The 23,194-nt window shown below is 47.3% G+C and carries 23 protein-coding genes; 16 read left to right on the plus strand and 7 right to left on the minus strand.

Annotated elements, in window-relative coordinates; translation table 11 throughout:
- The first annotated feature begins 250 nt into the window (after positions 1-250).
- Together EHO60_RS14625 and EHO60_RS14630 are read left to right on the plus strand one after the other, a co-directional pair.
- The gene (locus tag EHO60_RS14625) at positions 251-2,002 is read left to right on the plus strand and encodes a 7TM-DISM domain-containing protein (protein WP_135768956.1); all 1,752 of its coding nucleotides are present in this window, start codon (positions 251-253) and stop codon (positions 2,000-2,002) included.
- Between the two features lie 143 nt (positions 2,003-2,145).
- Positions 2,146-3,132: a cytochrome-c peroxidase gene (locus EHO60_RS14630; protein WP_135768957.1), complete on the plus strand. Its 987-nt coding sequence runs from the start codon at positions 2,146-2,148 to the stop codon at positions 3,130-3,132.
- Positions 3,133-3,190: 58 nt separating this feature from the next.
- On the opposite strand, the gene EHO60_RS14635 is transcribed toward EHO60_RS14630, so the two are convergent.
- Positions 3,191-4,471 (minus strand): citrate/2-methylcitrate synthase, encoded by a 1,281-nt coding sequence (locus tag EHO60_RS14635; protein ID WP_135768958.1) that lies wholly within the window; start codon positions 4,469-4,471, stop codon positions 3,191-3,193.
- 127 nt (positions 4,472-4,598) lie between these two features.
- Here EHO60_RS14635 and EHO60_RS14640 point away from each other — a divergent pair, with 127 nt between their 5' ends.
- The 8 genes from EHO60_RS14640 to EHO60_RS14675 all read left to right on the plus strand — a co-directional run bounded on the left by EHO60_RS14640 (position 4,599) and on the right by EHO60_RS14675 (position 12,224).
- Positions 4,599-5,690, plus strand: coding sequence for a helix-turn-helix domain-containing protein (locus EHO60_RS14640; RefSeq protein WP_135768959.1), 1,092 nt, complete (start codon positions 4,599-4,601; stop codon positions 5,688-5,690).
- A 69-nt stretch (positions 5,691-5,759) separates the two neighbouring features.
- Positions 5,760-6,725, plus strand: a complete 966-nt coding sequence (locus EHO60_RS14645; protein ID WP_135768960.1) for a M24 family metallopeptidase — start codon at positions 5,760-5,762, stop codon at positions 6,723-6,725.
- A gap of 50 nt (positions 6,726-6,775) precedes the next feature.
- On the plus strand, positions 6,776-7,627 hold the full coding sequence (locus EHO60_RS14650) for a metal-dependent hydrolase (RefSeq protein ID WP_135768961.1): 852 nt from the start codon (positions 6,776-6,778) through the stop codon (positions 7,625-7,627).
- On the plus strand, positions 7,624-8,421 hold the full coding sequence (locus EHO60_RS14655) for an SDR family NAD(P)-dependent oxidoreductase (RefSeq protein ID WP_135768962.1): 798 nt from the start codon (positions 7,624-7,626) through the stop codon (positions 8,419-8,421). The genes EHO60_RS14650 and EHO60_RS14655 overlap by 4 nt, the downstream gene beginning before the upstream one ends.
- A 1-nt stretch (position 8,422) precedes the next feature.
- A complete protein-coding gene (locus EHO60_RS14660) occupies positions 8,423-9,385 on the plus strand; it encodes an alpha/beta fold hydrolase (RefSeq protein WP_135768963.1) in 963 nt (320 codons plus the stop codon).
- Between the two features lie 60 nt (positions 9,386-9,445).
- Entirely contained in the window at positions 9,446-10,402 is a 957-nt protein-coding gene (locus EHO60_RS14665) for a class I SAM-dependent methyltransferase (RefSeq protein ID WP_135768987.1), read from the plus strand.
- A gap of 18 nt (positions 10,403-10,420) precedes the next feature.
- Positions 10,421-11,185, plus strand: coding sequence for a hypothetical protein (locus EHO60_RS14670; protein ID WP_135768964.1), 765 nt, complete (start codon positions 10,421-10,423; stop codon positions 11,183-11,185).
- A gap of 91 nt (positions 11,186-11,276) precedes the next feature.
- A complete protein-coding gene (locus tag EHO60_RS14675) occupies positions 11,277-12,224 on the plus strand; it encodes a hypothetical protein (protein ID WP_135768965.1) in 948 nt (315 codons plus the stop codon).
- On the opposite strand, the gene EHO60_RS14680 is transcribed toward EHO60_RS14675, so the two are convergent.
- The 4 genes from EHO60_RS14680 to EHO60_RS14695 form a co-directional block, all read right to left on the minus strand.
- On the minus strand, positions 12,221-12,973 hold the full coding sequence (locus tag EHO60_RS14680; RefSeq protein ID WP_135768966.1) for an SDR family NAD(P)-dependent oxidoreductase: 753 nt from the start codon (positions 12,971-12,973) through the stop codon (positions 12,221-12,223). The genes EHO60_RS14675 and EHO60_RS14680 overlap by 4 nt on opposite strands.
- A gap of 73 nt (positions 12,974-13,046) precedes the next feature.
- Entirely contained in the window at positions 13,047-13,487 is a 441-nt protein-coding gene (locus EHO60_RS14685; protein ID WP_342776003.1) for a MarR family winged helix-turn-helix transcriptional regulator, read from the minus strand.
- Positions 13,488-13,532: 45 nt separating this feature from the next.
- A complete protein-coding gene (locus EHO60_RS14690) occupies positions 13,533-15,368 on the minus strand; it encodes a SpoIIE family protein phosphatase (RefSeq protein WP_246028331.1) in 1,836 nt (611 codons plus the stop codon).
- A gap of 303 nt (positions 15,369-15,671) precedes the next feature.
- Complete coding sequence (locus EHO60_RS14695; protein ID WP_135768989.1) at positions 15,672-16,583, minus strand: formylglycine-generating enzyme family protein; 912 nt, start codon at positions 16,581-16,583, stop codon at positions 15,672-15,674.
- A 7-nt stretch (positions 16,584-16,590) separates the two neighbouring features.
- Between EHO60_RS14695 and EHO60_RS17335 the strand changes: the two genes are divergently transcribed.
- Positions 16,591-16,716 (plus strand): hypothetical protein, encoded by a 126-nt coding sequence (locus EHO60_RS17335; protein WP_281283061.1) that lies wholly within the window; start codon positions 16,591-16,593, stop codon positions 16,714-16,716.
- Here EHO60_RS17335 and EHO60_RS14700 read toward each other — a convergent pair.
- Positions 16,713-17,261 carry a DinB family protein gene (locus EHO60_RS14700; RefSeq protein WP_135768968.1) on the minus strand — a complete coding sequence of 183 codons (549 nt, stop codon included), beginning with the start codon at positions 17,259-17,261 and terminating at the stop codon, positions 16,713-16,715. The two genes, EHO60_RS17335 and EHO60_RS14700, sit on opposite strands and share 4 nt — an antisense overlap.
- Positions 17,262-17,321: 60 nt before the next feature.
- Entirely contained in the window at positions 17,322-18,104 is a 783-nt protein-coding gene (locus tag EHO60_RS14705) for an SDR family NAD(P)-dependent oxidoreductase (RefSeq protein ID WP_135768969.1), read from the minus strand.
- A gap of 333 nt (positions 18,105-18,437) precedes the next feature.
- Here EHO60_RS14705 and EHO60_RS14710 point away from each other — a divergent pair, with 333 nt between their 5' ends.
- The 5 genes from EHO60_RS14710 to EHO60_RS14730 all read left to right on the plus strand — a co-directional run bounded on the left by EHO60_RS14710 (position 18,438) and on the right by EHO60_RS14730 (position 23,175).
- Entirely contained in the window at positions 18,438-19,334 is an 897-nt protein-coding gene (locus EHO60_RS14710; RefSeq protein WP_135768970.1) for a methyltransferase domain-containing protein, read from the plus strand.
- A gap of 298 nt (positions 19,335-19,632) precedes the next feature.
- Entirely contained in the window at positions 19,633-20,082 is a 450-nt protein-coding gene (locus EHO60_RS14715) for a DUF2147 domain-containing protein (RefSeq protein WP_135768971.1), read from the plus strand.
- A 59-nt stretch (positions 20,083-20,141) separates the two neighbouring features.
- Complete coding sequence (locus tag EHO60_RS14720) at positions 20,142-20,588, plus strand: DUF2147 domain-containing protein (RefSeq protein ID WP_135768972.1); 447 nt, start codon at positions 20,142-20,144, stop codon at positions 20,586-20,588.
- 78 nt (positions 20,589-20,666) lie between these two features.
- Positions 20,667-22,175 (plus strand): M14 family zinc carboxypeptidase, encoded by a 1,509-nt coding sequence (locus EHO60_RS14725; protein WP_425460306.1) that lies wholly within the window; start codon positions 20,667-20,669, stop codon positions 22,173-22,175.
- Between the two features lie 55 nt (positions 22,176-22,230).
- Positions 22,231-23,175, plus strand: a complete 945-nt coding sequence (locus EHO60_RS14730) for a DMT family transporter (protein ID WP_246028332.1) — start codon at positions 22,231-22,233, stop codon at positions 23,173-23,175.
- The last annotated feature ends 19 nt before the right edge of the window (positions 23,176-23,194 follow it).

Consider the following 23,194-nt stretch of genomic DNA (forward strand, 5'->3'; position numbering starts at 1 on the left):
TGCGATCCGGTACAAATTCCGAAAATCATGTTTTTTCCGTTTTCAAGATTCCCGTTGGATTTTAAAAAAGGAAATTTTAATTTGCCTTCTCCGATTTTCGGCATGGACTAGGTCCGTGAGTTCATTTTCTTTTTGGCGGAAAAACGAACCTTTGCGAAAAATCTTTCCCTTACTGTTGCTCTTCATTTGCTGTTTGTCTTGTGCGGACTCCAGAAGCGACAGTTCGAAAGTAAAGGCTCAAAAAGGAGAAATGGACCTAAGTCATGCCAACCTTTGGGGGAACGTGATTCCTCTGAACGGAGAGTGGGAATTCAAATGGGGGGAATTGTATTCCCCGGAAACGGGATGGACGACCTCCTCCGAATACGTTCCGGTACCCGGCGTTTGGCGGGATTATCCGAAGCACTATCCTTTGCTCGGCCATGCTTCCTACAGACTTCATCTAAAACTGAACGGAGACCAGCGCAGCCTCGTGCTGAAGATTCCCCGGCTCCAGGGAGTGTACTCCGTTTATCTGGGAAACAGGAAGATTTTCGCGAACGGAATCAACGGAACGGATCCCGCCAGCACGGTTTTTATCGCACAACCCGTGATCCGGAACATTCCTATTCTGGAGCGGGAAGTGGATTTGATCGTAAACATTTCCAATTACAGGGGAAATTACCGGAAAGGAGGGATACGCAACGAATTTCTAGTCGGAGGAGCCAACACTCTGTTTCGATCGTCGCTCCACGAAGGATTTCGCGAGACGATTCTGGTATGCGTCATTTTTGCGATCGCGCTCTATCATTTCGTATTTTTTGCCTCTTATAAAAAGGATCTCGTTCCGGCGTATTTTTCCGCGCTCTGCTTTTTAGTTTCCTTTTATTCTTTTATAACTTCGAATATTCAATATTCCTTAATTTCGGAACTTTCTCCGGACCTTCGCGTTCGGATGGAATTTTTTTGTGTGGTTTCTTTCTTCCCCATCTTATACTTCACGCTAAGGGAGACCTTCCCGAAGCAATTCGGGCAGAAGTGGATGCTATTCTCCATCGCGACGTCCGGGATTTTTATCGCTTGCATACCGGTTTTAAGCGAAGTGGACGTGATCGTACTCTATTCGTACTTCATATATTTCCCGCCGATTTACAGCGCAATCCTGTTCTTCGGGATTGTAAACGCTTGGAGGGCTGGGGAAAAGCGAGCCAAGAAAGTCTTTCTTTCTTCCCTGATTCTCGCCGCCGCAATGATTAACGATGTATCTTACGGTCTGTTTGAAGTTTACGTTCTTTTTCCCTATAGCTTTCCGATCGCGTTAGTGGCCTTTATCGTTTTCAATTCCTATCTCATCTCTGCTCGATTTACGGAGGACTTGGAAGGTTCCAAGGATTTTGCGGACCTCCAGGTAAAATATAACGAACAGCTAAAGCATTCCGTGGACGAAAAGGCCGAAGCTGTCCTGGAAATTAATCGAAGTATGGATTCGGATTGGAATTCCCTTCTTTCCGAGTTGGAGAGCCGGGAAAAAAACGATCGCTCCTTTAGCCGTTTGAAAAGCGAAATGAGCGAGGCCAGGACCAGCGTGCGGGACATCGTGTTCTTGATGAATTATCAGGGAAGTAAGGCTGATTTGATAGAACAGGAATTCCGGAACTTTTCCCGAAACCGTTCGGAGTTTCCTTCCGTCGATTCGGAGATCCGAGATGTGTCCGAGGAGATGCGCATAGACCAATGCCTCCACGTTCATCGAATCTTTTCTGTGGTGGTCCGAGAGATCCTGAGAAAGGAATCTGCCGATACCGTTCATCTATTCTGGGGAAAAGAAAAAAAATCGGCCCTGCTCAGGATTTCCCAGGGAGGATTCGAAGTCACGGGAGAAGATCCCTTCGGACAAGCTATTTCGGAGATACGCGCGAGAACCGAAAAATTACAAGGACGTTATGTTCTCTTGAATGAAAAAGGAAGGTTGGAGTTCGAACTTCGGGTTCCTTTGGAAAAAATCGAATTTGCTCTCGATTAAGACTCGCTTTTCCTTTTTCGGCTCTGTCTATAGGAACTTCCTGATTTTGGACCCGGATTTTTCGATGTGAAAAAGACTTGCCGGAAAGCGAATGCTGTAGAGAGTCTATAATATTAGAATTATTCTAAACTTGGGATAATAAGATGGAACGAAATAAATTGATCGCGATGGTCGCGTTTTTCCTAGCTGCCATCGTTTCTTGTGGACCGTCGGAAAAGACAAAATTGTTGGTCGAAGATGCAAAACGGAATTTTGGTACAATTCCTGCCAAAATGCCTGGGTCTTCTCATGATACTCCGGAATTGATTGCCTTAGGAGAGAAACTGTACTTTGAAAAAAGACTTTCCGGGAACGATTCCCAGGCCTGTAGCTCTTGTCACAATGTCACCGGGAAAGCGGCCGGGGTGGACAATCTGCCTACTTCCCCTGGCGCTCATGGTAAAAACGGGGATCGAAATTCTCCTACGTCTTTGAATGCAGGATTCCATGTGGCTCAATTCTGGGACGGAAGGGCGACCGACCTCAAGGCGCAAGCAAAAGGGCCGATTTTAAATCCCGTAGAAATGGCTATGCCTTCGGAAGCTGCTGTGGAAAAGAAACTCTCCGAGATTCCGGAATACGTGGAATTGTTCGCAAAGGCCTTTCCGAAAGAGGAAAAGAAAATCACCTATGACAACCTAGCCGCTGCCATTGCCGCCTTCGAAAGAACTCTGATTACGAAAGACCGTTTTGACGAATTCCAGAATGGAAACTACCGGGCTCTCAATTCCGACGAGCAAAAGGGGTTGGAAACCTTCATCGCCACGGGTTGCATCCAATGCCATAACGGTCCGCTTTTGGGAGGAAATTCCTTCCGTAAACTGGGACAGGTCCATCCGTATGAAAACACTACGGACAAGGGCCGGCTTTCGGTTACAAAAAACCAATCCGATCTGTATGTATTCAAAGTGCCTTCCCTAAGAAACGTTGCCTTGACTGCCCCCTATTTTCATGACGGAAAAGTGGCGACTTTGCAGGATGCAGTTAAGAAAATGGCACACATTCAGTTAGGAAAAGAGCTTTCTGCACAGGAAATCGACTCGATCGTATATTTCCTGAAAGCTTTGTCCGATAAAAATCGGTCTAACTAGACGGACTTACAGAATTGAAACCTATTCAAGCCGGCCCTGGAGACAGGACCGGTTTTTTTTATCTTTCCAAAATCTGTTTGTACTTTCTGGGAGTTTGGCCCGTATAGATTTGCCGCGGACGTACTTTCCAATGGTTTCCGGCAAGTCGTTGCTCTCTCCAGTGCGCCATCCAACCCGGAAGTTTTCCGATGACCTGCATCGCGGTAAATAGTTCTTTCGGAATTCCTAAACTATGAAATAGCACTGCGCTATAGAATTCCAAATTCGGATACAGATTCTTTTCCAGAAAATAGGAATCCTTACTTAGATATTCGTCGACTTGTAGGGCGACTTCCGCGATGGGATCCAATTTTTTTTGCTTATAAAAATCGGAGAACAGTTTCTGCGCCACGATGGACCGTTTGCTCTTGGCCTTGTATGCGTCGTGCCCGAACGCGGTGGAATGGAAATGGCCCTTTCCCGTCTTGAATTTTTCCAGGTAATCCGCCGCAGGCAGTTTGGATTTGATGATGTCTTCGATCAATTCCACGGCGGCGACTTGTCGACCTCCTTCCCTGGATCCCCAGAGAGCGTTGATGGCCGAAGACACGGAGGCGAATATATTGGCTTGGGTGGATCCGATCAGTTGCACGGTTGTGTTGGATACGTTCTGCTCGTGATCGGCATACAGGATCCAGAGTTGGTTCAGGATCCTGTCGTGGTCTTCCGTCGGTTGGTATTTTACGGAAGGCAGGGAAAAAAGCATGTACAGAAAATTCGTGCAATACGGGTGTCTGTCCACCGGATACACGAAAGGCTGACCGATCATCTTCTTATAGGAGAAAGCCGCGATGGTACGGATCTTTGCCAAAAGTCTCGCAGCTTGGTCGATTCCCTTATCTAGATATTCCTCGTACTCGTTTTGGTAGTAGCTGGAAAGGGAGGATACCATGACGGACAGGATCGCCAAAGGATGTCCTTTGCCCGGAAATCCGTCGAAGAGATTGATCATGTCCTCGTGGATCAAACTGTGCTTGGAAAGTTTTGTGGAAAATTCCTTCAGTTGTTTTTCATCCGGGAGCTCCCCGTAGATCAGGAGGTAACTGGTTTCTACGAAGGTGGAGTAGTGCACGAGTTCGGCGACATCGTATCCCCTATAATGCAGGTCTCCCGTATCCGGATCCCGACGGGAAATCTTACTCTGTGCATAGGCCGTATTGAAAAATCCGGGGTCGAAGGAAGTCAGTCCGGTCTTATCGTGCAATTCACGAATATCTATCCCTTTCTTTCCGTCGGTACCGATTACTAAGGGAAGTCGGTGGACTTGGTCCCCGACTTTCAATTCTACGAAGTCGCTCATACCGATAGGAAAAGCCGACTCGTCGGACGAGTCAACCTTCCTTCGGAGACCCTGCGTGAATTTTGCCTTTCGCTGGACAAAACGCGCAGGGAAGTTTCTTGTTTCCTAGCCGACTGGCAGCTTATCGATGATCGGTTCGTCCTTCTTTTTACAATTTTGGATCCAATTCGGAACGGCTCTTTCCTTGCTTCTGGCATTTATGGAAGGGGTTAAAAAACGGGAGTCCTTCCTGCCGGGAGGAATGTTTTTTTTGGCGTTGCTACTCGCCTCCGTGGAAAGTCGATTGGGGCTGACTTTAATTCCGGAGTCTCTGGAAAAAACCTGGCTCTGGATCTTTTTTTTCCCTTCGGTTTGGGCCATCGGACCGGCGCTTCTCTTCGTTTCCCGCAATATGGTCCAATTTGCGCTTGATCGGGAGATCTCGATCGGACCTCATTTTCTCCCCGCTTTCATCGTACTTTTTGGAGAATGTCTTACCATTCTTTTCCTTCCGACGGAATTCCGTAGGGAGGCCGTCTCCAATGCCATTCAGGGAAGCAAGGTGGATTTTCTTACCTTCGTTTCCGTTTTAGGATTCATCCACCAGACCGTGTATTCCGTATTGCTTTGGATTCTTTTCTTAAAGGTTTCCAAGGAAACAGAGATACCGTTATCCTCCTTTGTATACAGCATTTTAGTGGTGATTTTTGCGACCATCGAACTCTGTTGGCTTGGTTATTTTTTGAAGAGTAAAGAGCTACTGGCCGTCGGAGCCAGTTTCCAAACCCTCGGAATCGTATTGATTTTTCTGTTTTCTTCCCGACACCCCAATTTCTTCGTCTCTTTAAAATCCGAGATCCAACAAAAAAGATATGAGAGAACCCAGCTAGGAGGCGTCGATCTGGATGCCGTAAAGGCAAGATTATTGGAGTTGATGGAAAAGGAAAACGCCTATCGGGAAGAGGCTTTAAAGATTCAGGATCTAGCCCAAAGATTGCTTCTCACTCCGCACCAGCTTTCCCGGATTTTAAACGAGACATTCGGAAAAAATTTCAACGAGTTCGTAAACGGTTTTCGGATCGAAGAAGCGAAAACTCTTTTGGTGGAGGAGGAAGAACGGACCATCCTTTCCATCGGATATGAAGTCGGGTTCAATTCTAAATCCACGTTTAATGCCCAGTTTTTGAAAATCTCCGGAATGACCCCGCAAGAATGGAGAAAAAAGGGTCTCAATTCATAAGATCGGACGATTCTTTTTTACATACCGGTTAGAATAAAACCTCCCCACTGAAAATGAGAGGAGGAATCCATGTCACGGGAAACATATTCCGCGTCCGAACTGGCCGCTTATCGTCAAGTCCAGGCGCTTGCTTATAGGGCGGTGGAATCCGTTCGCAAAACTCTAAGTCCCGGGATCACGGAAAAGGAAGCCGCGAAAAGAATCGATGCTGCGATCCGTGAAGAAGGAGGATCCTCTTTTTTCCATTACGGATTCGCGTGGTTCGGAGATAGGACCGCCTTTCGCGGATTCAAACGTCCTCTTTCCTTCCGGCATCTCGGGAAGGGAGAAGGAATCCTTCCTCATTTCGGCGGAGATTTTCAACCGTCCGGGCGAAGATTGGAAGAAGGGATGGCTGTGATTTTGGACGTGGCCCCTTCGTTCGAAGGCAGGTCGGCGGATATCGGATATTCCTTTTGTTTCGGTAAAAACGAAGAACACGAAAGGGCGATGGCGTCTCTGGAAGTGTACCGTGAATCGATCCTGCGGGGAGTTTTCGCCGAACGAACATTAGGTGAAATTTATCGGGAAGTGGACGAGATGATCCATGACGCAGGTTATGTAAACTGCCACGCCGTCTATCCGGAAGGAGTACTCGGACACAAAGTGGGGAGACTTCCCGCTTACAATCTTCCTGGAGGAAGGTTCTACGGTTTTCCTCTCCAAACTTTCGCTTATCTACTTCCGCAGATGGCGACCGCAAGACTCCCTTGGAATTCCAAACATTCTCCTCTTTGGGGAGAACGATCCGAATACCGAGCGGAGCCCGGTCTCTGGGCGGTAGAACCTCATATCGGAAAGATCTATTCCGGGCGAAACTCTACCGCATCTTTCGGAGTAAAATGGGAGGAAATTCTGGTGGTTACGGATTCCACGGCCTACTGGTTGGACGAAGACTTACCCCATGTTCGAGGCTGGAAGAAGACTCATCCGGGCAAAAAGGAATCGAAATCCCAGAAATCCAAATCCGGAAAAAAAATCAAGGTTCCGGCTTAAAAAGGGAGAAAGCGAAAAATGCGGGAAAAAACGAAACAGGCGGTCAACTTATGAATCACAATCCGGTATTACAAAGCAAAGATTTTAATTTTTATCCTGTCCGAAAACCGAGGTTCGAATTTTCAAAAGACGGAACCAGTAAACATTGGCTAGACGGTTCCGCCTATAAAACCCATATTATGAATACATGGACCTTATTCTTTCCGGACGGGGAAAGGTTCTTTATCCGGAGCATCCAGAAGTTTCTGCCGGCAATCAAAGATCCTAGAGTGTTAAGAAACGCGAATGCGTTCCTCGGACAGGAGGCCCAGCATGCTGGAGAGCACAAAAAAACCTGGAAAATTCTGGAGGATCAGGGTTATAAAATCAAAGGATTCGTGAATTTTTTCAACGCACTTTGTTTCAAATTCATGGAGAAGGTAGGCTCCGCGAGAATGTGTCTTTCCGCCACTGCGGGAGCGGAACATTATACTTCCCTGATCGCCACCATTGGCTTAAAGACGAAGGTACTGGATCGTGCGGAGCCTGAAATGAAACGCCTATGGGAGTGGCATGCTGCGGAGGAAATCGAGCATAAATCTGCGGCGTTCGACGTGTTACTGGATGTGGGAGGGAGCTATTTTCGGAGGATTTTCGGCTTTTTGGCGGCTACGATCGTATTCTGGCCGCTCACGTTTGTCGGAGCCGAAATCCTTTTATGGCAGGATGGATTGACGTTTAAATGGAAAACGAGAAGAGACGCGTTCCGTTTCATTTTCGTGGACGAAAAGGTATTCTTTCATTGGCTCGCTGCTTTCTTCCGATACCTCAAACCCGGCTTCCATCCGGATCAGGAGAACAATCTGGAATTGAGCAGAGCGATTTTTGAAGCCCCGGAACATAGATACAAGGAAACTGCATGAGCAATCTGCGCGAAAAACATATATTGATTACCGGAGCCAACGGAGGTTTCGGTAAAGAACTGACGAAGCAACTTCTGGAAAAGGGAGCCTATCTCATCCTGACGGACATGAAGGCGCCCGATACGAAACCCGAAACTTATCTGGGCGGCAAAGCGGCCAAAGGCAGGATTCTGGGAAGTCTTGCCGCCGACTTGAGTTCGGAAGCCGGTTGCAATAAAGCCTACAAGGATGCGACCAAGATCGATCCGAAGATAGACATACTCGTCAACAATGCCGGATTAGCGTTTATGGGGCGCCTCTTGGACGTTCCCATGGAAAAATGGAAGTTGATTCTGGACGTGAATCTCTACGCGCCCATTTATCTTTCCCGCCTTTTTCTGCCTGCCATGTTGGAAAGAAAATACGGGCATATCGTGAATCTTTCTTCCGTCGCCGGAATCACTTCGCCGGGAGAGTTGGTCTATTATTCCGTTTCAAAATTCGGAATCCGTGCCTTGGGAGAAGCATTGGATTCAGGTTATCGTCAAAAGGGAGTGTACACCACGAACGTCTATCCTTTCTTTGCCGACACGAACATTCTGAAATCCGAACAGTTCGGCGGGCAAGAACGGAAAGAGGTTCCCAAAGCGATCGTGGACAGTCCTTCCATGGTGGTGAGAGCGATCGTACGGGGAATGGAAAAGAAAAAACTGCATGTGTTCCCGGGGTTTACCTCCAAGATGATCCGTTTTTTAACTCGTTTGTCTCCCGGATTCCTGAGAGCCATGGAGCGTCTGGGACAAAAGGTATCGTAATATGAATCGTACAGGAACCAAGCCCGGATTAAAAAAAAGTTCCTCTTTTCTCGCTCCTGAAAGTGGATCCTTTCGGGAGACTCGGATTGTAAACGGAGAAGTTTCGCTTTTTTTAAAGTACAACGGAACTTCGGCGGAACGGAAAAATCGGCCCACAGTCCTGTTCGTTCACGGATATCCGGACGATCACAGAACATGGTCCTATCAGTTGGATGCGTTATGCAAAGAATATAACGTTGCCGCATTGGATTTGCGAGGCGCCGGGCTTTCCTCCAAGCCTAAAAAACAAAAAGAGTATAACGTAAGACGGATCTTCGAGGACCTCAAGGAAGTGATCCTTTTTTTAGGAGGAGGCAAACCGGTTCACTTGGTCGCGCACGATTGGGGCGCTTTGATCTGCTGGGCGTTTGTGGGCAGTGAGGAATATTCCCATCTGATCAAATCTTATACGGCCATGGGAGGACCTCATCCTGTTTTGGCCCAACGAGGCATGTTCCGGCTCTTCTTTTCCTTGAATCCGGTTTCGATGTTTAAGGCTTTGTCTCAGGCCCGCAGATCTTGGTACGTTCTTTTCTTTCAGATTCCTTTTTTGCCGGAATGGTGCTGGAGATTTTTCCCTAAGTTTCTCTGGAAGATGGCCATGAATTTGGGCGGGGTTCCCAAAGAGGATTCGCTCCGTTCCAAAACCGAAGAAGAGATCCTATCTTCAGCAGTTTTGCCGATCAATCTGTACAGAGAAATGTTGCGAGGAGAAAGGTTTCCCGTTCCGAAACGGATCCGTCCTCCGGTCCAGGTACTGATTCCGGTCAAAGATTTTGCGATCCGCCCCGAGTGTTATAAAACTCATAGAGAAGTCTGCGACTCCTACCGGGAGTTCCGTTTGGATGCCAACCATTGGGTCCAAAGGATCTTTCCGGATTCCGTTACGGAAAAGGTCAAAGAATTCGTCTGGGAACACGGCTGATCCGAATGATTTTCAGAGGATTGGTTGGCTTTTCCCGACCGTTCCTCGATTCTGTCCCGGATGAAGCATCCGGAGATGTTCCGCAATCGATTGGGAAGGATGTCCAAGCATTGGAAAAAATGGGCAAAAAGAAGAAATATCTTCTGCTTCCGGATCTATGATCGGGATATTCCTCAGGTTCCGATCTCTGTAGACCTCTACGAGGATTTTTGCCTCGTATCCGAATATAGCAACGAGTACCCTCTTACCGAAGAACAAAGGGAAGAAGAAAGGACGCAATTCCGGTCCATCATTCTAGAAATCCTCTCCGTCGGAGAGAACAAACTCTTTTGGAAAAAAAGGGAGCCTAAGAAAGGAATCTCCCAATACGAAAAGTTGGAGGACAGGGCCGCCTCCGCGATCGTTCGGGAAGGAGGCCTGCGCTTCCGAGTCAACCTGAGCGATTATTTAGATACCGGTCTTTTTTTGGACCATCGATTTACTCGGGAACTAGTGAGGAGGGAGAGCGCGGGAAAGAATGTGCTGAACCTTTACTCTTATACGGGATCCTTTTCCGTTTATGCCGCATCCGGCGGAGCGGCAAAAGTAACCAGCGTCGATCTTTCCAGAACCTATTTGGATTGGTCGGAGGAGAATTTCCGGCTCAACGGATTAGATTCCGACAAACATTCCTTTCTGCGGGAAGACGTAAGCGAATGGTTGAAGCGGGAACGAGTGAATCCGAATCGGGAGAAGTTCGATCTGATCGTAGTGGATCCTCCTACGTTCTCCAATAGTAAAAAGATGAGGGACGTTTTCGAAGTTCAAAAAGATTATTCTTTCTTGTTGAATTCGATCTTCAAGGACTTCACCTCCGATCGAGCTGCGCTTTATTTTTCCACGAACTTCCGAAAATTCAAAATGGAGCCGGATTCGGTCTTGTGGGAAAATCAGAGGGACTTGACCAAAGAAACTCATCCTGAGGATTTTAGGAACGAAAAGGTTCGGCAGGTCTGGAGAATGGAAAAGAATTCCTGAAAGAATTCCGAAGAAAGTATGAAGATTCCTGCAATTGTTTTTCCGTTTCTTGTTGCTGTTTTCTTATCCGGTTCTTTGTTCGGAAAGTCTCAGGACGCGGATGACGCTTCCAAATCCCTTCGCACTTTGGATCCGGCTTCTCTTCCCATACATTCGGCTCAAGCGGAAAGAAGGGCGGCGAATCGGTTTTTTATCGGAGGAATCGGTGCCGACGGCTTCGTTTGGGGAGGCATAGGGGTTCAGATCTCCGGAAGATTCGCGCTTTCCCTTCAAATGCAGGAACAGAGTTCCCTCCAAAGATTCGATCTGAAAATGAATCTAGTTCCCGCCAATCTCAGCGGAACCTTTACGTTAACCCAACACGAAAGGATCCAAAGGCAGACCGGTCTACAATTCGAATGGTTCCCGTTCTCGAATCCGTATTTTTTTGCGTTCGGCGCCGGTTTAGAATCGTTTTCGGAAAAACAGAGAAAAAGGGAAATCTGGTTCCCGTATGTCTCCGTCCAGGAACACGATTGGAATCTAAATCAGAAAAGGCCTTTCCTATCTGCGGGAGCGGGACTTCGATATCTCTTCGGATCCTCCTTTTTTGTACACTTCGGCGGAAACATATTACTGTATTTGAAACAGGATTATCACGTGAATCGGGGAGCATATTATACGAGTGCGATATGGGATCCGACTCAATTCCAACAATTATGGACGGAGCCGGATAAGGAAGGGAAAAGTAGGCAGAGCGGATATGGAGCTCAAATACAGATCCTACTAGGATTCTACTTCTAGTACTCGATTCGCATATTATTATTTAAAAAAATACGATTCTTGCAAGAAAAAAATTGTCAAAATTATAGCATTTCGTCGTATATTGTGGTCTATGCGAAGACTTGATTTCGGCAATTTCGAAGAGTCAAGAGAGGAGGCGGAATTTCACAAGCTTCTGAACGAAGCGGTCTTAAATCTTTGCTATGAACTTCCTCCGGCGATCAGGTCTGAGACGTTACATTTTTTGTACAAGTATTCTGATAGTACGACGGATAGCGGTTTCGATTATTTCAAAAAGTATTATAGTCCTTGCTATACGATCCTGTATTGGATCAACGAAAATGCCCAGTCTCTGGACTGGGACGATCCTTTGCTGGAGCTTTTAATACAATCCCATTCATCGGCTCTTCTCCTATATTCTTTGGACGACCACTTGGTGGACCAATCCTTAAAGACTACTCATTCCTTGTTACAATTGCGTACCCAGACTTGGGAGCGTTATTCACAGGCGGGGAGGTTATTCGCGAAAGAGATTCATGGAGGAATTTCGGTTCGCGACGACTTCGTAGACCGGTACTTCAATTCCGTGCGCGACGATTCTTACATGGAGACTCTGGAGGCATATCTGGACAGGTTCCGCCTCCGAATGGCCACTTGCAGCCTGCAACCGTATCTGTTGGCGCGCTCGTTCATGACTCGGGAACAGGCCGAGTCGGTATTGAAAATGTACGAAGCCTTCGGTATCGCATGGAGACTTCTGAACGATTATCAGGACTTGGAAAAAGATCTGGAAAACGATACTTTTTCCTCCATGACCTATTTTTTATCCAATGCGGATGCGATGGATTGGGGAAGTCGAGGGCGTTCCAGAATCCTTTCCTGTTTCGAGAATTTCGGATTGGAATTCAAGATCTCGGATCGAATCAACTCCTATCTCAAGGAGGCGGCCCGGATCGCCTCCGAACTTTTTCTGGATCATTATGCGAACTGCCTTCTGTCCATGCGAATTCTGATCGAGCCGATACCGCTTTCGGGCGCAAGGGATCTGACCGAAATTTAAAATCCGATCATCATTCCTCCGTCTACACGTAGCGTCGCGCCCGTGATCCAGTCCGCTTCGTCGGATGCTAAAAAACACACGGCGGAGGCGATCGCTTCTTCCGGGTTTCGGTCGATTTTCAGAGGAATGGAATCCAGAATGGACCGTCGGACCTCTTCCGTCAGCTTGGACGCAAATCCGTTGTCGATAAATCCGGAAGCGACACAATTGACTGTGATGTTTCGGGATGCCAATTCCCTGGCCGAAGATTTCGTTAGAGCGAATAACGCAGCCTTTGCGGAAGAGTAGTTGCTTTGTCCTCCGTTCCCATAAAAGCCGGAGACGGAACCTATATTGACGATCCTTCCTTTTTTGGCCTTTAACATCGCTTTTGCTGCGATTTGGGTTCCGAAGAAGGCGCCCTTTAGACAGACATCCTGCACTCGATCCCATTTTTCTTCGCTCATCCGTAGGAGAAGGTCGTCCTCTACCGTGCCGGCATTATTGATCCAAATATGCAATCCTCCCGTACGCTCTAAGGCAAATTCCGCCAGGGCCGCGATTTCCTCCTTGGAACGGACGTCGCAGGTTCGCCAAAAAATATTTCCGCCGGTTTCTTGTCGAACTTCCTCCGCGGTTCCCTCGCAATCTTCTTCCTTTAGGTCGGAAATGAAAACGACGCATCCTTCCTTCGCGAATCTCTTTCCGATTTCCTTTCCTATTCCTCTCGCCGAGCCCGTGATTACTACGGTTTTGTTTCTGAACGACATAGATTTCCTCCTGCGTATTTATTTAGACGTCTAAATATTAATCGCTTCTACCGTTTCTATTCTCTTCCTGATCTTAGGCCTGAAAATTTCCGTAAATTTTGGTTAAGATACGGAGAAATTCCTTTTTTTCCGATTCTTCCAAGCTTCCGTACAATTTATCTAAAGTATTACGAGAAGCTGATATTACTTTTCGAACGCTTTTTTTGCCTTTACCGGTCAGTTCCGCCGTGGTAACCCTTCCGTCCTCTTCGAATTTCGTTCTGGTTACGTATCCGAATTCCTCCAGTTTGTCCAAGAGGACGGTTATGGTCGCATTCGTTCTGTCCAAGACGGACGCCAAATCGCTCATTGCCGTTATTCCTCTCCGGCTCAAAACGTATATCACTCCTGCGTGAGCCGGAGATAGATCCTCGATTCCTTGCCTTTCCAATTCCTTTGCTAGGAATTTTTGGATCCTGTCCCTGGTTCGGGAAAGGAGATGGATGACGTAATCCGGTTCCATATATTTAGACATCTAAATATATCGCAAGGACCGTCTGCAAGTAAAAAAAGGGATTTTTTATCCTTCATATTCGGCGACTAGTAGGGCCATATCGTCCTGGTACTGGTGGGAAAAATTCTCCCCCTGATAGGACTGGACTCCTTTCATAACCGCGTCGCAGAGATGCTCGGGGGAAAGATGGGCGTTTCTTTTCAGGAGTTCGGCCAGGTTTTCCTCGCCGAGTAAAACTCCGTCCGCATTTCTGGCATCCGGAATCCCGTCGGTGTATAGCACGATCTTATCGCCAGGTCTCAAGGGGACGCTTTCCGTTTCATAGAGGGTAGGAATGGATTCGTAGATCGCCATTCCTTTCGGTCTGTAGAATTCGATTTTTCCGTCCTTGCGCAGGACCAAGCATTCAGGATGGCCGGCGTTGGCGATGAGCGAATGTCCCGTATTCAAATCCACGATGACGAAGGTTGCGGTCAAGAAATGTCCGTCCAATTTTCCTTCGAGTTGTTCTCGTATATGGAGAAGTAGAGCAGAGGGTTCCTGTAAGTAATTGGCCCAACTTCCTAAAGTCATCTTTACCATAGAGGCAAGGAGAGCTGCGGAAACTCCGTGGCCGGTCACATCTCCTATGAACATTCCTAAGGTTCCCGATTTAGGGTCGTACAATACGTCCAAAAGATCTCCTCCGATCTCCATCATGGGGCGATATCGATAGGCCATGGAAGCGTGAGGAATCACCGGCATTTCCCTGGGAAGCAACGCGGACTGGATCTTTCCCGCAATGGAAAGGTCTTTTGCCAGGATCTTTCCCTTTTGTTCCAGCTCCGTTTTTTGTAATTCTATAATCCTTGTCCTTTCCTCGACTTTACTCTCAAGAGATTCGTTTAACAATTTCAGCTTCACCTGGGAATTTTCCAAGGCGCGGAATACTTCCGCATAACGTTTCGCTAACGCTAGACTGAATAACAATGTAAGACCCAGAAAGCTTTCGTTTACCCAGATACCCGATCGACCGATTCCCGCAAAGGAGAGCACGGTGTAAAAGGAGGAGGAGGCCACAAGAACGAGTCCGGAGACCACCCATCGGAACGACAGGATACTGGTTTTCCGGAATTGCACGAAGAGATAGATCGTATATGCGAAGAAGACGACCAATACGATGATGAAACTGTGAAAGGCGTATTTTCCGAAGTTGGACAAGCCTCCCGTCAATCCGAACTCCAAAGAAGGCCATAACGTATGGATAAAAAAGAGAAACTCCAGCGACGTTCCGATCCTATCCCGGGGAGTTTGGAATACGCCTCTCGTAAATTCGTGGAACAGGATGGGAAGAAAGGCCCCGACGGAATAACCGAAGAAAACGTAAATCCAGGGAGAATCCACGAGATAAGCGCCCCAACCTTCGTAGGAAGGGTACCATAGCGCCAGAGACAGATTTAACAAGGCGAAGGACAAATTGAATTTATCCTGCCTTCTCCGGATATAAATGAATATGAAAAAGACGAAGGAAAACAGTTCTAAAGAGGTGAAGAACAGCACTCTCGTAGCTTTGAGTAGGAATACGGATTGGATCTCTTCGAACGTTCCGAAAATCGGATCCTCTCTGAGTCCTCTCGGACCGTCAAAGGGGGAGAGGACCAACGATAGACGTTCTTCCTCGCCGAATCTTTCCAAGGGGACGATCCGCGGTTTTGCATCCCTTTTTTGTGCTCCTACGGGAGAGGAATCCGACTCCGGGATTTTCCCTTCCTGAAGGAGCAAACATCCGGCGGGGCAGAACGGCAGATAAACTGCCGTCGTTAACGGGCAATCCTCGCGTCCATTCGAACGGGCACACTTCACGGTATGCGAATAGAGCGAAAAATATTTTCCCCAAGGATCGGAACCGGTGATGCGGGTCATGGAAACTGGCTCCGGATTCGAGTGTTGATCGAATGTTGTACGATCGACCAAAGGATCTTTTGTCGAGTGAATAACGGACCATTTTTGCAGATCCACGGGGGAAGTCGACTGAGGCCAGAGAGTTGTCGGAGTGGGCTGAGAATTTAGATTATTTTGAAATACGAATATTCCTATCAGAACGAACAGAGTTCGGAAATACGGCTTTAGGGGGAATTTTTCTATTTCGCTTTTCATTTTTACGCATTTGTCGGGAAAGACTCCCGATATTATTATTCGCACGGGAGGAGCCGCATTTGCAAGATTTTAATCGTACGCGTCTTTCGCGCAACGGAAGCCGAAATGATGGTATTCCGGGAAATTCTGCGGTATGTGTGCCCTTCGTTTCGATCCTCTGGCGTACTCGGCCGACCACCACCAGGATCCCCCTTTCAGAACCTTCTTATCGTACCCTGGGCAGGACTCCTGTCCTTGGCAGGGACCTTGCGGATCGACTCCCTTACATTCTTCTCCGCAAGCAGCATAATCCGGAGCATACCAATCCTGTACCCATTCCCACGAATTTCCGGCCATATCATAAAGTCCGTAAATGCCGGAGGGACGGCTTCCCACATCCTTGGTGGTCATGAGATTCGGGGGATATAATACCCTTCTGGAACAGCCTTTGCGGTTTCTTTCCATGATGATCGAATTTTTGCAGGTCGCGACCTCGTTTCCCCAGGGATACAAATTCCCGTTCGGTCCTCGCGCGGCTTTTTCCCATTCCGCTTCAGTCGGAAGGCGTTTTCCCTGCCATTCGCAATATTCTTTTGCGGTGTACCAACTCACTCCGACCACGGGTTGTTTCGGTCGCAAATAAGGTTCTCCGTATCTCGGTCCGATATAATCGCAGGTTCCTTTTTGTAGGCAGTCCTTGCATTTGCCGGCTTCCAAACACTTGTTGAAGTCTGCGTTCGTAACCTCGTAGGTATCGATAAAGAAATCGCTGATATAGACGATTCCTTCCGGCTTCTCGTCCGGTTCGAATTCCTCGCTTCCGCGGATGAAATCTCCTCCCGGAATGCATTGCATATTCTGAATCTTTTTTCCTTGGCAAGGAAGTTTAACGGGCACGGGAACAGTCGGACCCGTCGCCGGATTTCCGGAGACTCGCTCTACGGAGGGTAAGCATAGGAAGAGAAAGATTAGAAGGAAATGAACTGGACGAAAGGAACTCATCGCGCCGTTGGATCTCGAAATTCGCTCGGTGTACGTGATCATTCGAGCGTACCGCTTATTTGCAAGAGAAAAAACGACTTCGAAGTGGGGAAGGAATCTGGAGGCCTACCGGGAAAAGACGCTCGCGGTTTAAGCGCGAACTCTCAGAAAATAAATCAGATCCGTAATTCCGGGGTCCACTCCTTCCTGGAATAATAAAGTCGTAATTTGGCCTCTATGGTGGGTTTGATGGTTGAAAAAATGCGTTAAAACTTCGTATGCCGGCGTCACACAAGGAATTCCTTTCGTGTTTTTATACTGGAGATTTTGCATGATTTTCTCCTCGGACAAACCGTCTTTGATCCAACGGATGATTGTGTGGTCCAACTCCGATCGTTCCTTCTTCAAATCCGAAAACGATTCATAGGATTCGAATCTATAGTCTGCGACATCTGAAGTGGAAAGAAACCGAACGGATTGCGCTAGAATCTCCGATCCGAATCCGTTCTTTTCAAATCGAGCAAGCCAAGCCTTATCCGCCCAGAGTATATGATTGAAGGTGCCATGGATCGAAGAAAAGAAAGCGCCCTTGTCTTTCTTTCGGATTTCGTCGCTTAATTTTTCCGCAGCCGTATAGAGACTCTCGTTCATCCATAAATTGTATTCTGCAAGAGTGGCGAAATTCGACTTATATTTCATGCTTTGGTTTCCCTTGAAAGTCTTAGTACGAATTTCGGATCGCACCTCTAAGTGCACGAATCAAAAATTTTTCGGAGCTTCCGAGAGCAGGATTTTTGTACGTAGCCGAAGTGGAGCGATTCTTCCGATTCGGGTCGCTAGGGAGGTTCCGAACGGAAAACGATTCTCTTTCCATTCTTTTTGAAATCCTTTTAAAACATAAGCCGCGGCTTTCTCTTCGCTGATTTGGTTCGGCGCCGGTATTCCGTCGTTTTTAGACGCGTCGGTATCCACAAATCCGGGGTGTACGGTTTGGATTCGGATATGTTCGAATCCGAAATGCTTTAGTTCCATCCTTACGGTTTCCAAAAATAATCGGGCCGCGCCTTTTGCCGCAGTGTAATCCCCTTGCATAGGAATTCCGAAATAAGTAGCTAAGGAATTCATATGAGAGATCATGCAGACTTCTTTCTGTTTTTTCATTTGTCGAATCAACGGGACGTAGAAATTGATCAGGGATTTGTAATTGATGTCCATGCAATCCAAGATGGTCTGCACGGACGCTTCCAGTGTGTTGGACGGAGGACCCATCCCGATGTTTAATAGCGCGATGTCGATTTTTCCGAATCTTTTTACGATTTCATCCACGACCGCTTCGGCGTGGGAAGGTTCTCTTCCGTCTCCGACGAAGGTAAGGCATTCGCTTCCGGATTTTATGACGTCGTTCGCGACCCGCTTGAGGAGGCTTTCCCTCCTGGCAGTCAATATAATGGTATTATTGAATTGCGCGAGAGCCTTGGCGGTGCTTTTGCCGATTCCGGAGGATGCACCGGTAATCAATATCACTTTGTTTCGATATTCCATACTACTTCCGTGTGAGTCGTAAGAACATAAAATGATCAATGATCATAATTGGTCAAATCGAATTTTTCTTAATAAATGCAGAATTTATAATGTTCTATTTTATCACCTCTCTCTATTCTAAAGCCTATTCCTTTAGTGATAAAAAACTTTTGACGCGGATGTCTTAAATTTCCCTCCTTCTCTTCGGAACGGTCGGCAATTTCCGGATTGCCTTTATTTTTCGTTTGCGTTCTTCGGGTAGAATAAGCATCTGGATGGATTGTAAGTGAAATTATTACAATTGGAATGGAAGTTTCGTTTGTATTTTAGAACGCGAAATATATGCAAATCTTAATGAACTCGACGCCGGTACATCGCAAGTCCTGCTATTTATGCGGAAGGGAAGAACGCAAAATCCTTTTTGTCGAAAATTCGATTCCGATCGTGGAATGTCTCGGATGCGGTCATGTGTATTCCACTTTTGTACAGGATGAGCACTACGACGGTTACTGGTCGCAAGGAGTGGAACATTATGATCTGCACTGGTGGGATGTCGCTCACCGGAATATCTACAAGGGTTTTTGCGATACATTCTTAAAAAGTCCGGAAGGAAGGATCTTGGACGTAGGTTGCGGACTCGGTTTTTTTATTCGCACGATCAACGAAATGAAGCCCGGGTGGAAAACCGTAGGTTACGAGATTTCGGAAGATGCCGTCCGTTTTGCTCGGGAAAAAAACATGCTATCGGACGTTCATTCCGGGATCGTTCAAAATAGCGATTTGCCCAGGGAAAGTTTCGATGTTATTACCCTTTGGGATGTTTTAGAGCATATTCCGAATCCGCATAGTTTGCTGGAGTATCTGCATACTCTTTTGAAGCCCGAAGGAATTCTATTCGTGGAAACTCCGAACTTTCCGATCCAACTCCTGAAGGCGAAATTGAAAGTGGCGTTTTTGGGAAGGGATCCGGACGCGCATTACTTGGAAGCGAAGGACCATATTAATCATTATAAGGAAAAAACCCTGTCTTTTCTCGCGGGTCAATGCGGGTTTTCCGATGTGACGTTCACGATTCTGAAACCTATCTCCTCCGTTTCGGGGAGCAGGTCCCTCTTACGTGTCTTTGCTAAAAAATGTCTGTATTATTTTGCGGGTTTCATTCGCTTTGTTTCGCGAGAAAATTTGAATGTGGCCCTGACTCTCTTTGCAGTTCTTCGTAAGGAAAAGGCATCTCGCGGTTCCACAGGATAACCTCGAATTTTCGAGGCGGAGTCGCTTAGGCGGAGAAATTGTATCGCGGGAAAGATCCGCACAGGCGGCCGCCCGGGACATCAAAAAATGTGTTTATTTTAAAACATTCGTTTTAAAAAGAGAAAACGGATTGGGTAGCTCTGTTTCGATTTATTCCTTAGGAACAAAGTCTGTTCCGACTCCATGGAAGTCCGTTTTCCGAGGAAAAAAACTCACTCTCACGAATAGTTTGCTTGATCGTCCGATCTCCGCCCCAATTATTACTTTTTCCAGAAACACGTTAAGGAGTTCATCGACCATGAAAAAATTAATCGCTCTTTCCGTCGTATTGGCCGCATTCCTTCTTTCCGACTCGCTGTTCGCTCAGCCTGCTCCCGTAGTCGGAAAATGGAAGACCATTGATGACGAAGACGGTGCCGAAAAGTCGGTCGTCGAGGTTTACGAACAAGGTGGAAAAGTTTACGGCAAGATTGTCAGCCTGCGGGATCCGAACGATAAGGACGGAAAACCGAAAGTTTGTACGAAATGCGAAGGCGCCGACAAGGACAAGCCTGTCGTCGGTTTGGTAATCATCAAAGGCCTTTCCGCGGACGGAGAAGAGTTTACCGGCGGAACCATTATGGATCCGAACAACGGCAAAATATACAAATGTAAGTTAAAGGCCGTAGACGGCGGTAAAAAACTGAACGTGCGGGGATTCATCGGATTTTCTTTGATCGGTAGAACCCAAACTTGGCTCAAAAAATAAGTTAGAGATGTGATTTCTCCGGAGGTTCCTCCGGAGTCGCGACATTTCGGGAATTCACAATGAAACAGATTTTGAAGGGATTGCTTTTATCCGGCCTGCTCCTTTTCGCCGTTTCCGCGTTTGCCGATCCCTTACCGATCGTAGGCTCGTGGAAAACGATCAACGAACAAGGTAAGGAAGAATCCGTAGTGGACATCTACGAACAGGGCGGGAAGGTTTACGGGAAAGTGTCCAGTCTTACCGAGCCGAACGACAAGGACGGCAAACCTGCTCGTTGCACCGAATGCGACGGACCGGAAAAAGATAAGCCGGTTCTCGGAATGGTGATCATTAAGGGACTTTCTCCCGACGGAGACAAATGGGCCGGGGGACGCATCCTCGATCCGAACGACGGAGTTTGGTACAAATGTTTTCTTCGCTCCGTGGAAGGCGGTAGGAAACTGGAAGTCCGCGGATATGTCGGTTTTTCCCTGATCGGTAGGACGCAGTACTGGATTAAAAAATAAGGCTTACGGAGGATTCTTTCCTCGAATCCGTATTTTCTTGGTTTGCAAAGCGAAGGCGGAACAATACCTTTTCTTTTGGTGTCGTTCAGGTTTCGCTTTTTTCTTTTTTGCAATCTGGTTCTTTTTTGTGTTCCTGCGAGCTGGTCCTGTATTTATCGTGATACCATCCCGTCCCGGCCTCTGAACGATCCGGGTAAAATGACCCTCCTGAAAGTGGACCGGAATTCCAGAGAGGAATTCCTTCGAATCACGGATTACCGGGTGCCCTTTACGTTCGAAGAAAGGGACTCCTTCTACGCGGCTGTTCCGAGGTCCGACCTAAAGTCGTACGGTTTTCCGAAACAGGGAATTTCCCAAGTATACAAGTATCCTTTCAAATATTACTCCGGCAATTATCAGGAGTTGGTAAACGAAACCATATTCGCATTAGGCGACGTAACGAAAGGCTACAAGGATAATTCCCTAAATTTCAGATATCTATACTGGATCTCGAAACTCTTTCCCAGGCAGGCGTCTTTTCAGGTCATCGGAAAATCCAGCAGGGGGGCGGACATCTTCGCGATCCTTCTTACGGATCATAGGACTGCGGACGCGGGAAAAGTCTCCGTTCTTTTTAATTGTGCTCACCACTCCAACGAAGTGATCTCCGTGGAACACTGTTACGACGTAATATACGGCGTCCTATCCTCCAAAAAAGAATATTCGGATGCATTGTCCAAACTGAAGATTTGGATCGTTCCCATCGTAAATCCGGACGGAGCCAACGTTTTTTGGAACGAGACGATCGCGATGGGGCGGAAGAACGGTTATCCCGGCTACGGATCCATATTAGAAAAAGATAATCCCGGCGTGGATATCAACAGGAATTATCCTTTTTTTTGGGGGAAGACCAGGTCGAATCAGACCTCTCCTTTGCCTTCCAGTGTTTTTTACCGGGGGCCGCGTCCAGGATCCGAGCCGGAGACCGTTGCCATGATGGCCTTGGCGGAAAAGGAAAGGTTTGTCGGATCCATCAGCTATCACGCATACGCGAATTGCATCCTCGTGCCTTATACGATAGACGATACCCGCAATCCGGATCCCGACCTTGCTTGGAGCTTAGGAAATAAAATCGCCGCTGAAATCAGAAGTTATAATCCTGACAAGGCCTTCCGGGCAAGAAAGAATATCTATGGGGTCGACGGAGTGGACCAGGATTATTTTTTCTTTAAATATGGAACTTTAGCTTATCTTCTCGAAACTTCCCATTCCAATCCTCCATACTCCGACGTGCCGAAAATCGTGGAATCCATGCGTCCCGCTTGGAAACTTCTCCTCCGGGAATTGTTGGAAGGCGATAAGGTTTTTTTTCGGATCGCGGATGAGAACGGTCACCCTTTGGATGCGAACATAGTTTTCGAGAACCAGACGTACTATCACGGAGAAATCAGAACCGCAAGACCTGCGGACGGAATCTATTTCCAGTCGTTTCCTTTTTTAAGGAAGGTCAAACTTCGGGTGGAAAAGACCGGTTATGCCCCGTTGTATTGGGAAGGTCCTACGTGGAAATCCTGGAAAGCCGTGGATTTGGTATTGAAGAAGGAATGAGGACAAGATTGATTGGCCCGGAACGGAAATTTTACGGCAATGCCTAAGAGTCTGTATGAGATCTAAATTTCGCATGGTTCGGTTTAAAAACGAAGCGGCTCTAGTCTTGTGCACCCTCGTTTGGGGAGGGACATTTACGGCGACGAAAATGAGCCTCGTTTCCGTTTCCCCTTCTCTTTTTTTAGGGATCCGTTTCGCAATCGCTTCCTTGGTGTTTTTAGCCTTTGCTTTGTTAAGCGAAAAAGGTCCCGGCGAAAAAGAGGACTCCTCCCATATTCGAGTTTCCCTTCTTTTGGGTCTCTGGATGTTTTTGGGATTTGCCTGTCAAACCATAGGGTTGAAATTTACCACGGCGACGAAATCCGGCTTTTTAACCGGAACCCTCGTCGTGATCACTCCGATCCTGCAGACTATATTTTTTAGACGACTCCCGAATACGGGGAATCTGCTCGGGGTCGCCGTAGTGATGGGAGGTCTCGTTTTTCTTTCGGCGGATGCGGGTCCGCAGGACGCCCAGTTTCTTTTTCGCTTCGATTGGGGTGATCTGATCACGCTTGCCGGTGCCCTCTTCTTTTCGTTTTACATTCTTCTAATGGATAAAGCGAGCCGGGAAGTGTCCATTCGGACTCTTCTGCTCTCGCAAACTCTACTCACTAGTCTGCTTTCTTTCATACTGGCTTTCCTGTTGGACGCATTGGACTGGGAAACTTTGATGTGGCATTGGGAATCCGGAGTTTTGCCCGCTTTGATTTACAACGGATTGATTTCCTCGGTGGGAACCACTTTCCTCCAGACGAAGTACCAGAAAGCGGTTACGCCCACTCGAGCCGGATTGATTTTTTCCCTGGAGCCGGTGTTTTCAGCTTTGATCGCATTTTACGTATTGGATGAAAGATTGGGGAAATTCGGTCTCATCGGTTGCGGCCTGGTGATGACGGGAGTTCTCTTGGCGGAACTTGCGGGAAGACCTAAGGAAATGTACGCGAGCCTGGAAAAATAGGAATTCGCTTTTTCGATCG

The sequence above is a fragment of the Leptospira fletcheri genome (genome assembly GCF_004769195.1).
Classification (GTDB): Bacteria; Spirochaetota; Leptospiria; order Leptospirales; family Leptospiraceae; genus Leptospira_B; species Leptospira_B fletcheri.

What these genes read in the sequence shown, in the direction of transcription:
- EHO60_RS14720 (WP_135768972.1), top strand. Translation starts at nt 20,142, where the DNA reads ATGAAACAGATTTTGAAGGGATTGCTTTTATCCGGCCTGCTCCTTTTC.
- EHO60_RS14630 (WP_135768957.1), top strand. Translation starts at nt 2,146, where the DNA reads ATGGAACGAAATAAATTGATCGCGATGGTCGCGTTTTTCCTAGCTGCC.
- EHO60_RS14690 (WP_246028331.1), bottom strand. Translation starts at nt 15,368, where the DNA reads ATGACCCGCATCACCGGTTCCGATCCTTGGGGAAAATATTTTTCGCTC.
- EHO60_RS14730 (WP_246028332.1), top strand. Translation starts at nt 22,231, where the DNA reads ATGAGATCTAAATTTCGCATGGTTCGGTTTAAAAACGAAGCGGCTCTA.
- EHO60_RS14650 (WP_135768961.1), top strand. Translation starts at nt 6,776, where the DNA reads ATGAATCACAATCCGGTATTACAAAGCAAAGATTTTAATTTTTATCCT.
- EHO60_RS14715 (WP_135768971.1), top strand. Translation starts at nt 19,633, where the DNA reads ATGAAAAAATTAATCGCTCTTTCCGTCGTATTGGCCGCATTCCTTCTT.
- EHO60_RS14695 (WP_135768989.1), bottom strand. Translation starts at nt 16,583, where the DNA reads ATGAGTTCCTTTCGTCCAGTTCATTTCCTTCTAATCTTTCTCTTCCTA.
- EHO60_RS14625 (WP_135768956.1), top strand. Translation starts at nt 251, where the DNA reads ATGGACCTAAGTCATGCCAACCTTTGGGGGAACGTGATTCCTCTGAAC.
- EHO60_RS14645 (WP_135768960.1), top strand. Translation starts at nt 5,760, where the DNA reads ATGTCACGGGAAACATATTCCGCGTCCGAACTGGCCGCTTATCGTCAA.
- EHO60_RS14655 (WP_135768962.1), top strand. Translation starts at nt 7,624, where the DNA reads ATGAGCAATCTGCGCGAAAAACATATATTGATTACCGGAGCCAACGGA.
- EHO60_RS14680 (WP_135768966.1), bottom strand. Translation starts at nt 12,973, where the DNA reads ATGTCGTTCAGAAACAAAACCGTAGTAATCACGGGCTCGGCGAGAGGA.
- EHO60_RS14640 (WP_135768959.1), top strand. Translation starts at nt 4,599, where the DNA reads ATGATCGGTTCGTCCTTCTTTTTACAATTTTGGATCCAATTCGGAACG.
- EHO60_RS14635 (WP_135768958.1), bottom strand. Translation starts at nt 4,471, where the DNA reads ATGAGCGACTTCGTAGAATTGAAAGTCGGGGACCAAGTCCACCGACTT.
- EHO60_RS14665 (WP_135768987.1), top strand. Translation starts at nt 9,446, where the DNA reads ATGAAGCATCCGGAGATGTTCCGCAATCGATTGGGAAGGATGTCCAAG.
- EHO60_RS14675 (WP_135768965.1), top strand. Translation starts at nt 11,277, where the DNA reads ATGCGAAGACTTGATTTCGGCAATTTCGAAGAGTCAAGAGAGGAGGCG.
- EHO60_RS14660 (WP_135768963.1), top strand. Translation starts at nt 8,423, where the DNA reads ATGAATCGTACAGGAACCAAGCCCGGATTAAAAAAAAGTTCCTCTTTT.
- EHO60_RS14670 (WP_135768964.1), top strand. Translation starts at nt 10,421, where the DNA reads ATGAAGATTCCTGCAATTGTTTTTCCGTTTCTTGTTGCTGTTTTCTTA.
- EHO60_RS14705 (WP_135768969.1), bottom strand. Translation starts at nt 18,104, where the DNA reads ATGGAATATCGAAACAAAGTGATATTGATTACCGGTGCATCCTCCGGA.
- EHO60_RS14685 (WP_342776003.1), bottom strand. Translation starts at nt 13,487, where the DNA reads ATGTCTAAATATATGGAACCGGATTACGTCATCCATCTCCTTTCCCGA.
- EHO60_RS14700 (WP_135768968.1), bottom strand. Translation starts at nt 17,261, where the DNA reads ATGAAATATAAGTCGAATTTCGCCACTCTTGCAGAATACAATTTATGG.
- EHO60_RS14710 (WP_135768970.1), top strand. Translation starts at nt 18,438, where the DNA reads ATGAACTCGACGCCGGTACATCGCAAGTCCTGCTATTTATGCGGAAGG.